This window comes from Cellulophaga sp. RHA_52, assembly GCF_007827205.1.
Classification (GTDB): domain Bacteria; phylum Bacteroidota; class Bacteroidia; order Flavobacteriales; family Flavobacteriaceae; genus Cellulophaga; species Cellulophaga lytica.
Window position 1 is genome coordinate 3,165,633 of record NZ_VIRZ01000001.1, and the last position, 14,521, is coordinate 3,180,153.

Annotated in this window: 14 protein-coding genes and 1 other RNA gene; 7 read left to right on the forward strand and 8 right to left on the reverse strand. The window is 31.9% G+C overall.

The window, feature by feature from the left end; all coding sequences use genetic code 11:
- Positions 1-167: 167 nt before the first annotated feature.
- The 3 genes from JM80_RS13965 (at position 168) to JM80_RS13975 (ending at position 3,517) form a co-directional block, all read left to right on the forward strand.
- Positions 168-2,150, forward strand: coding sequence for a cytochrome c biogenesis protein CcdA (locus tag JM80_RS13965; RefSeq protein WP_144710653.1), 1,983 nt, complete (start codon positions 168-170; stop codon positions 2,148-2,150).
- A 46-nt stretch (positions 2,151-2,196) separates the two neighbouring features.
- A complete protein-coding gene (locus JM80_RS13970; protein ID WP_034644350.1) occupies positions 2,197-2,646 on the forward strand; it encodes a protein-disulfide reductase DsbD domain-containing protein in 450 nt (149 codons plus the stop codon).
- 157 nt (positions 2,647-2,803) lie between these two features.
- On the forward strand, positions 2,804-3,517 hold the full coding sequence (locus JM80_RS13975) for a YebC/PmpR family DNA-binding transcriptional regulator (RefSeq protein ID WP_013622143.1): 714 nt from the start codon (positions 2,804-2,806) through the stop codon (positions 3,515-3,517).
- Positions 3,518-3,593: 76 nt separating this feature from the next.
- Here the strand turns inward: JM80_RS13975 and JM80_RS13980 are convergent, their stop codons facing one another.
- From JM80_RS13980 to JM80_RS14010, 7 genes are all read right to left on the reverse strand, one after another.
- Complete coding sequence (locus JM80_RS13980; protein ID WP_034644485.1) at positions 3,594-4,130, reverse strand: 1-acyl-sn-glycerol-3-phosphate acyltransferase; 537 nt, start codon at positions 4,128-4,130, stop codon at positions 3,594-3,596.
- A 50-nt stretch (positions 4,131-4,180) separates the two neighbouring features.
- Complete coding sequence (locus tag JM80_RS13985) at positions 4,181-5,314, reverse strand: FAD-dependent monooxygenase (protein WP_144710655.1); 1,134 nt, start codon at positions 5,312-5,314, stop codon at positions 4,181-4,183.
- A gap of 92 nt (positions 5,315-5,406) precedes the next feature.
- Positions 5,407-6,486, reverse strand: coding sequence for an iron-containing alcohol dehydrogenase family protein (locus JM80_RS13990; RefSeq protein WP_144710657.1), 1,080 nt, complete (start codon positions 6,484-6,486; stop codon positions 5,407-5,409).
- An 80-nt stretch (positions 6,487-6,566) separates the two neighbouring features.
- Complete coding sequence (locus JM80_RS13995) at positions 6,567-7,271, reverse strand: HAD family hydrolase (protein ID WP_089119234.1); 705 nt, start codon at positions 7,269-7,271, stop codon at positions 6,567-6,569.
- Positions 7,262-7,990: a 3-deoxy-manno-octulosonate cytidylyltransferase gene (gene kdsB, locus JM80_RS14000; protein WP_013622138.1), complete on the reverse strand. Its 729-nt coding sequence runs from the start codon at positions 7,988-7,990 to the stop codon at positions 7,262-7,264. The genes JM80_RS13995 and kdsB overlap by 10 nt, the downstream gene beginning before the upstream one ends.
- 12 nt (positions 7,991-8,002) lie before the next feature.
- A complete protein-coding gene (locus JM80_RS14005; protein WP_144710659.1) occupies positions 8,003-8,572 on the reverse strand; it encodes a DUF4126 domain-containing protein in 570 nt (189 codons plus the stop codon).
- 82 nt (positions 8,573-8,654) lie between these two features.
- Entirely contained in the window at positions 8,655-10,094 is a 1,440-nt protein-coding gene (locus JM80_RS14010) for an ATP-dependent RecD-like DNA helicase (RefSeq protein WP_034644359.1), read from the reverse strand.
- Between the two features lie 103 nt (positions 10,095-10,197).
- On the opposite strand from JM80_RS14010, the gene JM80_RS14015 reads away from it, so the two are divergent.
- Genes JM80_RS14015 through JM80_RS14025 form a run of 3 tightly spaced genes read left to right on the forward strand, consistent with a single transcriptional unit; the run spans position 10,198 to position 12,207 of the window.
- On the forward strand, positions 10,198-10,851 hold the full coding sequence (locus JM80_RS14015) for a hypothetical protein (RefSeq protein ID WP_013622135.1): 654 nt from the start codon (positions 10,198-10,200) through the stop codon (positions 10,849-10,851).
- Positions 10,829-11,656, forward strand: coding sequence for a DUF3822 family protein (locus JM80_RS14020; protein ID WP_013622134.1), 828 nt, complete (start codon positions 10,829-10,831; stop codon positions 11,654-11,656). Before JM80_RS14015 ends, JM80_RS14020 begins: the two co-directional genes overlap by 23 nt.
- The gene (locus JM80_RS14025) at positions 11,656-12,207 is read left to right on the forward strand and encodes an RsmD family RNA methyltransferase (protein ID WP_013622133.1); all 552 of its coding nucleotides are present in this window, start codon (positions 11,656-11,658) and stop codon (positions 12,205-12,207) included. Before JM80_RS14020 ends, JM80_RS14025 begins: the two co-directional genes overlap by 1 nt.
- Here the strand turns inward: JM80_RS14025 and rnpB are convergent.
- Positions 12,207-12,519: RNase P RNA component class A (gene rnpB, locus JM80_RS14030), an RNA gene on the reverse strand. The two genes, JM80_RS14025 and rnpB, sit on opposite strands and share 1 nt — an antisense overlap.
- 120 nt (positions 12,520-12,639) lie before the next feature.
- On the opposite strand from rnpB, the gene JM80_RS14035 reads away from it, so the two are divergent.
- On the forward strand, positions 12,640-14,439 hold the full coding sequence (locus tag JM80_RS14035) for a DNA polymerase III subunit gamma/tau (RefSeq protein WP_144710661.1): 1,800 nt from the start codon (positions 12,640-12,642) through the stop codon (positions 14,437-14,439).
- Positions 14,440-14,521: the final 82 nt, after the last annotated feature.

The window sequence follows — 14,521 nt, forward strand, 5'->3', positions numbered from 1 at the left end:
TTTTACTCAATATTTTTATTTTTTTGTCACCCAAACCACTTATAATCTACTCATATATTAAGAAAGCGTAAACTTAACTTTAAAATATTAACCAATTTTAACAACATTAAAGTAAGGGTTCTTTGTTATTTTTACGTCTTATATTATATATCCATAAATATTATATTTTGAATAAACGTACTTTTTATTTCCTACTAGTTATTTTTACTACTGCTTTTAGCAGTACAGTAAAAGCACAGATCTTAGACCCAGTAAGTTGGTCTACATCTGTAGAAAAAATTTCTGATACAGAATACGATTTAGTCATGAAAGCAACTATAGATGCTTCATGGCATTTATATTCTCAGCATTTAGAAGAAGGCGGACCAGTTGCTACTGAATTTACTTTTGTTGAAAGTGAGGACTATACATTAGTAGACTCACCATCTGAAGAAGAAGGACATTCTGCTCCAGAACCTGCTTTTGATAATATGATAGTTAAATATTTTGAAAACTCTGCTACATTTAAACAACGTATAAAACTTGTAAACAAAGAGTTATCTGTAGTTAAAGGAGAAGTAAACTATATGGTTTGTAATGACTCGCAATGCTTACCTCCTACTTACAAAGACATCGTATTTAATATAAAAGCAGAAAAAGCCCCTGCAACAACAGAAGCTAAAAAAGACGAAGCTAATACTAGCAAAGAATCTAAAGAAAAAGAAGGTTCTGAAAAAGGGTTATTCTCTATCTTCTTTATTGCATTTTTATCTGGTTTTGCTGCCTTACTAACGCCTTGTGTGTTTCCTATGATACCTATGACGGTTAGTTTCTTTACAAAACAAAGTAAAACCAAAGCTAAAGGTATACGTAATTCCATTATATACGGTATTTCTATTATTGTAATATACCTATTATTAGGTATTATAGTTAGTGCTGTTTTTGGTGCCGATGCATTAAATGCACTATCTACAAATGTATGGTTTAACATTATTTTCTTTGTACTACTATTAGTATTTGCCGCGTCGTTTCTTGGAGCTTTTGAAATTATGCTACCAAATTCTTGGGCTAATAAAGTAGACAAACAAGCAGACCGTGGAGGTTTAGTGGGTATATTCTTTATGGCACTAGCATTAGCTATAGTATCTTTCTCTTGTACAGGCCCAATTGTTGGCACCTTATTAGTGCAAGCAGCTTCTGGCGGTAGTCAAATAGGACCAATTGTAGGTATGTTTGGTTTCTCTTTAGCAATTGCATTGCCATTTGCTTTGTTTGCCGCTTTCCCTGGTTGGTTAAACTCTTTACCAAAATCTGGCGGATGGTTAAACTCTGTAAAAGTTGTTTTAGGATTCTTAGAACTTGCTTTAGCATTTAAATTTTTATCTAACGCAGATATGGTTTTACAAATGCACTTACTAGAACGCGAAGTATTTATAGCAATATGGATAGCAGTTTTTGGAGCCTTAACACTATACTTATTTGGTAAATTACAACTACCACATGATTCTCCGTTAAAACATATTTCTGTAGGTAGGTTAAGTTTAGGTTTGGTAACATTAGCATTTACAATATATATGATTCCTGGTTTATGGGGAGCACCATTAAACTTAATTAGTGCTTTTCCTCCGCCACAACATTACAGTGAATCTCCTTATGGTGTTGGTAATATGCAAACTGGTGGTGGTACAGCTACACATACTCAAGAAGTACCAGAAGGTGCACATTTAATGGCACCACATAACATACTTGCTTTTAATGATTATGAAAAAGGGTTAGCTTATGCCAAAAAAGTTAATAAACCTGTAATGATAGATTTTACAGGTCATGCTTGTGTTAACTGTAGAAAAATGGAACAAAACGTTTGGGTAAAGGAAAACGTACTAAACGTATTAAAAAACGATGTTGTTTTAATTTCTTTATATGTTGATGAAAAAATTAAGTTTGAAGGAGAAGCTCCAGATTCTAAACTAAGACCGGGCAAAAAATTACGTTATACTGGGCAACAATGGAGTGAGTTACAACAAATACGTTATGGCACTAATGCACAGCCATACTATGTGCTTATGGGCCATGATGAAGAAAGCTTAAACGAACCCGTTGCTTACACACCAGATGTAACCGAGTATCACAACTGGTTAAAAGAAGGTGTATCTAACTTTAAAAATAAATAATATGGTATGCAATTTGCATACTAACTAACAACTTAAAAAATTTACAATGAAAAAATATTTTTTAGCAATTGTTGTATTAGCAATAAGTATTAGCTCATACGGACAAATATTAGAACCAGTTACTTGGAAAACATCAGTGAAAAAAATATCTGCCACAGAGTATGATTTAGTTGCTACAGCTACTATAGATGATGGTTGGCACCTATACTCACAAGTAGTACCAGAAGGCGGACCAATAGCTACGGCTTTCATTTTTGAAACAGGAGATAACTATACAATAGCTGGCAAAACTAAAGAAGGTAAAGGACATACTGTAGATGACCCAGTTTTTAATATGAAAATTACCTATTTTGAAAAAAAAGCTAGTTTTACACAACGTATTAAATTAACTAAACCAGGTAAAACTACTGTTGTAGCTGAAGTAGAATTTATGGTTTGTGACGACTCTAGATGCTTGCCTCCTACTTACGTAGATTTGGATTTTAAAATAGAATAAGAATACCGCATTATTAAAAAAAGAGAGTTACCTAAAAGTAACTCTCTTTTTTTTTTACTAAAACTAAAATAGTTAGCTAAAACACTAACCATCATTTGCTACGGTCTTAATTTTTATTAAATTTGCCTTTATACTAATTTTTATAGCATTTTAATTTATGGGAAGAGCGTTTGAGTTTAGAAAGGCACGTAAAATGAAGCGTTGGTCTGCAATGTCTAAAGCATTTACTCGTATAGGTAAAGACATAGTAATGGCTGTTAAAGAAGGCGGACCAGATCCTGACTCTAATGCACGTTTAAGAGCTGTTATTCAGAACGCAAAGTCTGTAAATATGCCTAAAGATAATGTAGAACGTGCAATTAAAAGAGCGTCAGACAAAAGTTTAGGCGACTTTAAAGAAGTTCTTTTTGAAGGGTATGCTCCACACGGTATTGCAATTTTAGTAGAAACTGCTACAGATAACAATACAAGAACAGTAGCCAATGTACGTAGTTATTTTAACAAATGTAACGGTAGCTTAGGAACTTCTGGTTCTGTAGAATTTATGTTTGACCATACTTGCAATTTTAGAATTCCAGCAGAGGGTATAGACCCAGAAGAGCTAGAATTAGAATTGATAGACTTTGGAGCCGAAGAAGTATTTGTAGATGATGATGGTATTTTAATTTATGCTCCTTTTGAAAGCTTTGGTGCTTTACAAAAAGAATTAGAATCTAGAGGTATTGAAATATTATCATCTGGTTTTGAACGTATACCACAGGTTACTAAAGAACTAGAAAATGAAGAACACGTTGCCGAAGTAGAAAAATTATTAGAAAAATTAGAAGAGGATGATGACGTGCAAAACGTTTACCACTCTATGAAGGAATAATTTTTTACATAAAAATAGAAACAAACAAAGCCCTTAAATTTTCTTTAAGGGCTTTGTTATTTATACTTCTATATAATTACATATTTCTTTTAACTCTTCCTTCAACTCCTTTAAAAAAAGCTTCGTAAGTTTTAAAGTCTAATTCTGTATTACTGGTAGTACTCAAAGCTTCAGAAATTTTTACTTCTTTTTTACCATAATCAAAAGCCACCATAACCACGGGTACATGTGCTTGTTTTGCAATGTAATAAAAACCAGTTTTCCATTTAGATACTTTACTACGTGTACCTTCTGGAGCTAGCGTTAAATGTATTTTAGTAGTATTTTTTATTAAATCTGTACAAGCATCTACAAAGTTATTGCTTTTTGTACGATCTATTGGCATACCACCTTGCCACCTAAAATACCAGCCAAAAGGCCACTTAAATAAGCTTTTTTTACCAACAAAATTAAACTCTTCATTAAGAACTCTTCTAATGAGTAAGCCTAGAAAAAAATCTAAGTTACTTGTGTGCGGTACAACTATTACAACACATTTATCTATCTTAGGAAAGGCCCCATTTAAAGTCCATCCCATTATTTTAAAATATATAAATTTAGCTATCGCATGCATCATCTCTCTATTTCATTAAAAATTTATAACTTTTGTACAGCAAAAATACGTTACTCGTTATCTAATCTGTAAACAAAATGCATTTTTTTATCAATTAAAGATTTAGGAAGGTTTTTAAATACCATATTCCTAATTTTAGAACCAAAACCTAAATGTGCAACTTTACCCGTAATCCAAGACTGGTTTACAATAGAGTTTACTTTTTTATACCTTACCTTCTGAAATTCTTTAAAAGGACTATCTGTAGTATTTGTTGCAATAATTTTAGATAAAAAATAAGCATCTTCTATAGCTTGGGCTCCTCCTTGTCCCATATTTGGTGTTGTAGCATGGCCTGCATCACCCAACAAACAAACTCTATTTGTATGCCATTTTTTTATTGGTTTAAGGTCTATAATATCATTTCTAAGTATAGCATCTATATTGGTATTTGCAATTAAATCTGTAACCACATTTGCATATTTTTTATACTCATTAAGCAAGTCTTCCTTTAAAGTTTCTTTATTATCTGTTAAAAAAGGTTTGCTCTTAGCTACTGCAAACCATGATGTTTTATCCGCAGATAGTTTAGATATTCCAAATCTGGTTTGCTTACCCCACATTTCTATACCACGATGATTATAATCTTCTGGCAATTTAAAATTTGTTACTCCACGCCAACACGTTTGTCCGCTATACCTAATTTTACTTTTAGGAAAAAGTTGTTTACGTACTACAGAGTTTATACCATCTGCACCAATTAGGTAATTTGCAATAGTTGTTGTGGCATCTAAAAACTGAAGTTCTACACCTTCTTTAGTTTCTGTGTAACTCTTTAAACCTTTTCCCCAGCTAATATTAGAACTAGCTACATTGTTAGCCAATACTTTTTGCAATTCTGCCCTATGTATGGCAACGGTAGAATACCCGTACTCTTCCTTTGCTTCATCTTGTTTACTATCTGTAAGTGTTTGTAAATCTGCCGTTGCAATTGTTATACGGTCTATAGAATTACCTGCGTTTTTTACCTGGTCTAAGATACCCAACCACTCATACACTTTTAACGCGTTTGGAGCCAACCATATTCCTGCTCCAATAGCATTAATATCTTCAGCTTTTTCATACAAATGATATGGTATATTTAACTTTTCAAAAGCCAAAGCCGTTGTTAAACCTCCTATACCAGCACCTATTATAGCGTACATTTTATTTTATTTATAGTTATTTATAAAATTACTACAAAAAAAGCCGAAAGCGTATGTACACTTTCGGCTTTTTTAAAATTATATAAAGTCTATTATATTTTTGCGTAGATAGATCTTAATTTTTCTGGAGTTGCAGTTTTTTTCCAATCTTTACCTAATGCATTTTCCCAAAGTGGTTCTAAGCTTAAAGCAACATTTATCATTGTTGTAAACTCTTCTTCAGTTAAATCTTTACAAATACCTGTAGGCAAAGTAATATTGTGTTTATCCATCATTTTATAAAACAATTTTACACCTTCTGGGTAAAACTCTTCTAAATGGTTAAACACTAAACAGTTTCCTATACCGTGTTTTACGCCCAATAAATAAGATAAACCATAACTTAATGCATGCGCAACACCTACTTGTGAGTAAGCAATACTCATACCTCCGTGCCAAGATGCCATCATTAATTTATCTCTAGACTCGTCTTCTGGAATATCTTTTAAATACACATCATTACAAAGTTCCATAGCTTTTTCGCCATAACTTTGACTAAATGCATTTAAAAAAGTACCTTCTAAAGACTCTACACAGTGTATGTAACAATCCATACCTGTATAAAACCACTGATCTTTTGGTACACCCTGTGTTAAATCTGGGTCTAAAACTACCTGATCAAAAGGAGTATAATCTGAGTTTATACCTAATTTACGTTCTGGACCTAATAACACTGTAGTTCTAGACACTTCTGCACCTGTACCACTAATTGTAGGTACACCTACGTGATAAATTGCTGGATTTTTAACCAAATCCCAGCCTTGGTATTCTGCAGAACTACCTGGGTTAGTTAACATTATTGCTACAGCTTTAGCCATATCTAATAATGTACCACCACCAATACCAATAATACCAGAAGGCAACTCATTATACTCTGCCTTAATTTGTTCTACTAAAGCATCTACTTGGTATGTTTTTGGTTCAAATTCTGATGAAACAAATATAGTTTTATCATTCTCTACCAAAGGTATTCTGGTAGCTAATTCTTTTCCTTTAAAAACATCATCAATTAAAAAAATAAAAGGTGCATTTGCACTTTTACGTTTTAACTTTAAAATGTCTCCTATTTGGCTAAAACTACCGTTCCCAAAAATTACTCTAGGTACCATTGGGAAGTTTCTATATGTTGTCATAGTATTATATCTGTTATGTATGATAGGGCAAATTTAAGCAAACCTATCTTGTTTTATGAATTTCTTTTTCTAAAATAATGTTATTTTAAGTACTCTAAAATATCTTCAATTTTATTTAAGGTTAAAAACGAATTAGATTCCTCTTCTTCTTTAGATACGGTTTCATGCACCCAAGTTGTATGAAAAGGAATATGTACAGCCTGTGCACCCAGCTTTACAATTGGTAATACATCAGATTTTAATGAGTTGCCTAGCATTACAAACTCTGATGTTTTAATTTGAAGATGATCTAACAGGTTTTTGTAATTTTCTTCCTTTTTATCACTTAAAACTTCTACGTGATGAAAGTATTTTTTTAATCCAGATTTTTCTAGTTTTTGTTCTTGATCTAGTAAATCTCCTTTAGTTAAAACTATTAATCTGTACTTAGACTGAAGCTTTTGTAAAACAGACTCTACACCTGGTAATAACTCAACAGGTTGGTCTATCATTTGTTTGCCAATGTTTAAAATTTTAGCAATAACTGTATTGCTTACTTTGTTGTTAGATAGTTCTAAGGCCGACTCTACCATAGATAATACAAATGCTTTAATACCGTACCCGTAACGGCCTAAATTTTGCATTTCCATTTTAAATAATTCCTGGTCAATTTTATTTTTTGTCTCGTACCCTTCTAACAATTTAGCAAAGGTTTCTTCTGCTTCTCTAAAATAGGTTTCATTAACCCAAAGTGTATCGTCTGCATCAAAACCAATAACTTTTATATTTTTAAAATCTACTTCCATTCTGCCTGTGCTCTTTCTAAATCTTCTGGTGTATCTATCTCTATACCAGATGTATTATCTACAATCATTTTAATTTTTTTGCCGTACTCCAAATAGCGAATACACTCTATTTTTTCTGATGCCTCTAAAGGTAACATTGGCAGATTGTAAAAATCCATAAGAGCATCTTTTCTAAAGGCATAAACACCTTTATGCTCGTAATATTTTAGTCCAACATTTTTTTCTCTAGGGTAAGGAATTGGCGAACGAGAAAAGTACAATGCAAAATTTCTGTTATCTACTATAACTTTTACATAATTAGGATCTTTAATTTCATTTTCATCTGTCATTTCAGACATAATTGTAGCAAGATCTATTTCTTTTTTATCATCGTTTTTAAATACAGATAATAATTCCTCTAACCCTTCTTTAGGTGTAAAAGGCTCATCACCCTGAATATTAAAAACTATATCTACGTCCATATTTTCTACAGCCTCTGCTATACGGTCACTACCACACTCGTGTTCTTTAATACTCATTATAGCCTTACCACCAGCCTCTGTTATTGTCTTGTAAATAGTGTCACTATCTGTAACCACAAAAACATCATCAAATAAATTTGTTTTTACAGCGGTTTCATATGTTCTAACAATTACGGGCTTACCTGCTAAATTTTGCATTAGTTTACCAGGAAATCTAGATGCTGCATAACGTGCAGGAATCATTGCAATAATCTTCATGTATCTCTTTTTCTATTTTTTTCGTTTAGGCATTAATTTTTTGTACATCCTAAAAATTAATGTTAATATTATAACCACCAAAACAGCACCAATTACAGGGGCTATTATGGTTGCTGTAGACACTACTACAGCAGTACCAGTTTCTACGGTTGCAACAACAGGATTTGCCAAACCACCAGTTGTAGCGGTAGAGGTTAACCTAGTTGCTGCAGAAGTACCTTTTATGGCGCTGGCTGTACCACCACCAGCAATAATTGCTAAAGACCAGGTAATTACCGGATCTAAATTAGCTACTGTAGATACCATAACTGCGGTACCTGCAATTGCAGCCAAGGGTATGGCTGCAGAATCTAGTAAATTATCTACCCAAGGGATAAAATAAGCAAAAATTTCTACCAATGTTGCTACTCCTAAAACTATTAGTGCTGGTAAACTACCTATCCAGACCCAACTTTCATTTAACTCCCAAGCGCCAAAATATGATGCTAAACTTAATGCAAATAAAGGCAAAAAGACTCTAAAGCCAACAGATGTTGCTAAGCCTATACCTAATAAAATACTAATAATGGTTTCTGTTGTCATTTGTAATGGTTTTATGTGTTTAAATTACTTTAATAAAGTAACTATTTGGTTAGTTATACACATATATTGTACCAAAAATAGACTATTCCCAATCAAGAAAAAAATCGTTCTTAAATCCTATTAAATACAGTTGTTTTTTAGCTCTTGTAACTGCAGTGTACAACCAACGTAGGTAATCTTTATCTATACCATTAGGCAAATAGGGTTGCTCTACAAAAACGGTATCCCATTGTCCACCCTGACTTTTATGGCACGTTATAGCATAAGAAAACTTTACTTGTAATGCGTTAAAGTATTTGTTGTTTTTAACCTTTAAAAACTTTTTGTATTTAGAAGTTTCATCTGCATAATCTAACATTACCTCTTGGTACAACCTGTTACTTTCCTCATAAGGTAAAGACGGCGTTTCTGCATCTATAGTATCTAAAAGTAAAACAGTTTCAAAAGCAGGCATATTTGGATAATCTACCATTTTAACGTTTACTTCTGCAAACTTAAAACCGTATAATTCTTTAATAGCAAAAATTTCTAAAATCTCTAAAATGTCACCGTTTGCTATAAAACCCGCCTCTGTAGTTGGCTTAATCCAAAAATAATTATTTTTTACCACCATCATATAATCTCCTGTAGAAATTACATTTTCTAAATACAAAATACGATTTCTAATATTGGCATTATACAAATTGGCACGTTTGTTAGAGCGTACAATAAAAGCTGTTTCTTCTTTTCCGTTTTGTGCATAAGAATCTTCAATAGCTTCTAAAATATCATTACCTTCTATTAAACGCACAATGTCTTTGTACGGATTAACATCAAACTTAAAATCTTCAAAAAAACTACCGTGCAACTGCTCTCTTAAATTAGTTGCATTCATTAAAATACCCGAGTCTTCTGCCTGTCTCATTACTTCATCCAACTCTACCTTAGTAACATCTTTATTATAATTTAAGGATAGTCTGTCTTCATCTAAAGCCGGGCTAATATCTAGTTTAACCGGTGGTAACTGAGCTGTATCTCCAATTAAAACCAGTTTGCAATTTTTACCAGAATATACATAAGACATTAAATCATCTAGTAAAGACCCATTTTCAAACAGCTTAGAATCAGATGGTGCATCTGGTATCATAGAAGCCTCATCTACCACAAAAACAGTATTTGTATGTTTATTAGGTGCCAAGGTAAATTGTATACCTCCACCGCTTTGTTTTTTAGGAAAATATATTTTTTTATGAATAGTTAATGCCTTTGTATTTGAGTAGTTAGACATAACCTTTGCGGCTCTACCAGTAGGAGCCAAAAGCACAGCTTTCATTTTAATATTCCACAAATTTGTAACTATAGTTCCAATAATTGTTGTTTTTCCTGTACCGGCATAACCTTTTAAAAGAAAAAGATCATCTTTATTTTTAGACACTAAAAACTGAGAAAGCTTCTCTAAAGTAATGAGTTGCTTTAAAGTAGGCTCAAAAGGAAATTTCTCTTTTAATATTTTAAAGAATGATGTAGAGGTAGGTAGATTCATAAGTCTTCAAAGATAATGATGAAATTTAAGCTGAAATACTTTTGTGATTAAAAAAAAATTGTAGATTTGTGTCAAACCACTAAATAAAAACAACAGTATACTAATGAAAACCGTAATTAAAATTGTTCTTTGGTTAGCAGCTATCTTTTTTGGATACATGATATACCAATCTGTAAATGGTCCTATAGAATTTAAAAAAGTAAAACAAGAGCGCTTCCAAGCTGTAATTAACTCTTTAAAAGATATTAGAGACATACAAGAAGCTCATAAATCTGCCACTGGTAAATTTGCTCCTAACTTTAATGCTTTAGTGAAGTTTGTAGAAAACGGAAATTACTACATTATACAACAAAGAGACTCTTCTTATATGGAGTATGACAAAGACTTTGGTATTGATTTACAAAGAGACGTAAAAATTGTAGATACTTTAAATATTATACCTGTTAAGGATTCTTTATTTAAGAATGATGACAGATACAAAACATTAAAATATGTGCCTTTTTCTAAAGATGGTAAAGCAGAATTTGATATGAAAACTGCTACTATTGAAAAAGGAGGTAAAAAAGTTTCTGTATTTAAAGCTTCTGTAAAAAAAGATGTTGTTTTATATGATCAACCTAAAGATTTAAGAGACAGAGAAAATGCTTTAAATAGTGTTGAAGAAATAAATTATGATGAAATTATAGTTGGTGACTTAAATGATGTAAGTACTAGCGGTAACTGGCCTCCAATTTATGACAGAAAAACAAAAAAATAATACTTTAGATACTACATCTAATTATAAAAAATTGTCCATTCAAATTAGTTTGAATGGACTTTCTTTTTGTGTTGTTGATACTCTAGACAATACAGTGTTACTATCTAAAAGAAAAGTTTTTGATACAGAACTAGATCCTTTAGAGCTTGAGAAAGAACTTGTTGGTATGTTTAAAGAACATAACATTACAAGTGAATCTTATACAGAAGTGATTGCTACGCACAGAAATACTTTGTTTTGTTTTGTGCCTAAACCTTTGTTTGTAGAAGAAGAAGCACACAATTATTTAAAATACAATACCAAAGTTTTAGCAACAGATTTAATTGCTAATGATGAAATAACAAACTTTGATATTGTAAATGTTTTTGTTCCCCTAGTTAACATTAACAATTACATTTATGACCTGTTTGGAGACTTTACATACAAACACAGTTCTTCTATAATAACATCATCATTACTTAATGCAAATACCAATAACGAAATTACTTGTTATGTATATGCATCAGAAAAACAAATGGATATTGTTATAATAGACAAGAAAAAATTACTCCTTTTTAATAGTTTTGAATACCTAACAACAGAAGACTTTTTATATTATTTACTTTTTACTTGCGAACAATTAAAGTTAAATAATGAAACTGTTTTAATTAGACTATTTGGAGACATAGAAGAAGATGGTACTATTTACAAAAACTGCTATAATCATTTTAAAAATATTTGTGTGTATGCACCAGATAATAGCACTTTTCAACTAGGAGATTACACAAAAAAAAATATAGACTTTACCGTTCTAAACGCCCTATAATGCGCATAATATCAGGAAAATTTAAAAGTAAAAGACTAACAGCACCTAAAAAATTACCTGTTAGACCCACTACAGATATGGCTAAAGAAGCCTTATTTAATATTTTAAATAACCATTATTATTTTGAGGATATAAGCGTTTTAGATCTTTTTGCTGGAACAGGTAATATTAGTTATGAATTTGCTTCACGCGGAACCGAGAATATTATTTGTGTTGATGCAGATTATGGTTGCGTAAAATTCATAAATCAAACCGCTAAAGATTTAGAGGTAAACATATCTACAATTAAAAGTGATGTTTTTAAGTATTTAGAGCGTACAGCTATAAAATCTACAATTGTTTTTGCAGACCCTCCTTATGATTTTTCTACAGAAGATTTTGCAAAAATACCAGAGTTAGTTTTCAAAAACGACTTGCTTACTGATAATGGCTTGTTAATTGTAGAACATTCTAAACACACTAAATTAGATGATTTACCTAACTTTTCTTACCAAAAAAGGTACGGAGGAAGTGTTTTTAGCTTTTTTGAAAAAGAAATCAAAGAAGAATAAAAAAGAGCAGGTCATAAGCCGGATTCTGTAAAGCTAACAAGTAGCTCCTCTATCATTTATCTAGGCTTTTAGTTACCTAAAAGCTCAAACCGCCTACCCTTTAGCTTGGGCGTGTACCCTTATAACGCTAATTTACATGACGTTGCACCGCATAGAGTTTACCTGGTTTCACTACAGCATTACCTGTACATACTTTCTGCTGCACTTGTCCTCGTTTTACAACGGACGGGAATTACCCGCTATGCTACACTATGGTGTCCGGACTTTCCTCTTTACAAAACAAGTTTGCAAAGCGATAGAGTAACCTGCTCGCGGCAAAGGTAATTTAATTGTTGATAAGTAAGTACTATATCTTTGCAAAAAATAAGGTAAAATGAACCCGTATTTTTATATTTGTAATATAACTTTAGTTCACTAAAAAAAGCATAGTAATTGGAACCATTTGTAGTATCAGCTAGAAAATACAGACCACAAACATTTAAAGATGTTGTAGGGCAACAAGCTATTACAAATACTCTTTTAAACGCCATACAAAACAACCATTTAGCACAAGCTTTGTTGTTTACTGGCCCTAGAGGTGTTGGTAAAACTACTTGTGCACGTATTTTAGCAAAAATGATAAATTCTGACGGAGAAGAAAACCCTGAAGAAGATTTTGCTTTTAATATTTTTGAACTAGATGCTGCCTCTAATAACTCTGTAGATGGTATTAGAAGTTTAATAGATCAAGTACGTATACCACCACAAGTAGGTAAATACAAGGTTTATATTATAGATGAGGTACATATGTTATCTCAGGCTGCCTTTAATGCATTTTTAAAAACATTAGAAGAGCCGCCAAAACACGCTATTTTTATTTTAGCTACTACAGAAAAGCACAAAATTATACCTACTATTTTGTCTCGTTGCCAGATATTTGATTTTAAACGAATTACGGTAAAAGACGCTGCAGAATATTTAAAATACATAGCAGAAAACCAAGGCATAGAGGCAGATGATGATGCATTGCATATTATTGCCCAAAAGGCAGATGGCGCAATGAGAGACGCCTTGTCTATTTTTGATAGAGTTGTTAGTTTTTCTGGAAAACAATTAACCAGAAAAGCCGTAACAGAAAACTTAAATGTATTAGATTACGATACTTATTTTGAAGCAACAGACCATATTTTACAAAATGACATACCGTCTTTACTAATACTATTTAACACAACACTTAGTAAAGGTTTTGATGGCCACCATTTTATAATTGGTCTAGCGTCTCATTTTAGAGATTTAATGGTATGCAAACATCCAAACACCGTAAATTTATTAGAGGTTGGTGATGAAGCAAAAAAACGCTATCAAGAACAAGCACAACAAACAAATAATGCTTTTTTACTTAAAGCCATAGATATTGCCAATACCGCAGATTTAAACTACAAAACAAGTAAAAATCAGCGCTTGTTAATAGAACTTGCCTTAATGAAATTAGCCTCTATCACTTATGATGGAGAAAAAAAAAATCCTGAATCTCTAGCATTAAGTAACCAAATAATTACACTAGTACCTGCATCTCATTTTAGAGAAAGCAAACCTAAAACTAGTAATACTGCTGCAAACACCAAACCCAGCGCTAGTAAAACTAATAACGAAGAAGCAAAAGAAACTGTTCCTGTCTACACAGACAACTCTACTATTGCAACCCCTACTAAACCTATAGTTGCTGCAAAAACAGTTACTAAAGAAGTAACTGCTACACCTGCTATAAAAAAGTTAAACATTAATACTCCTAAAAGAGTTTCTGGTTTATCATTATCTAGCTTAAAAGCAAAAGAACAACATAAATTAAACAAAGTAGATGTAGTTGTAGACGAAAGTACATTACCTAATGATGATTTTGAAGTTGAAAGGCTACAGGAATTATGGAACAAATTTGTTGATAAAATAGAAGCTCAAGGTCAGCGTATTTTAGCGTCTAACTTAAATAGTGACACACCTGTTTTAAAAGACAGAACTACAATTAGCATACAATTAGCTAATGACACTATGAAAAAAGAGGTTGAACGTGAAAAGTACGACCTTATGGAATACTTAAAAAAAGAGCTTAACAACTACTTTATAACGCTAGAAATTACAGTTAATGAAGAAGCTGTAAAAAAGTTTGCATTTACACCTGAAGAAAAATACCAAAAACTAAGAGAAAAAAATCCTGTCATAGACTTACTAAGACAAGAATTTGATTTAAGTATTTAATAGTAATTGACTTATTTTTGCTATGAAACGATTATTATAATCAAACTAGGGACAACGCAATAACTCCTCTAAAACAAACAGT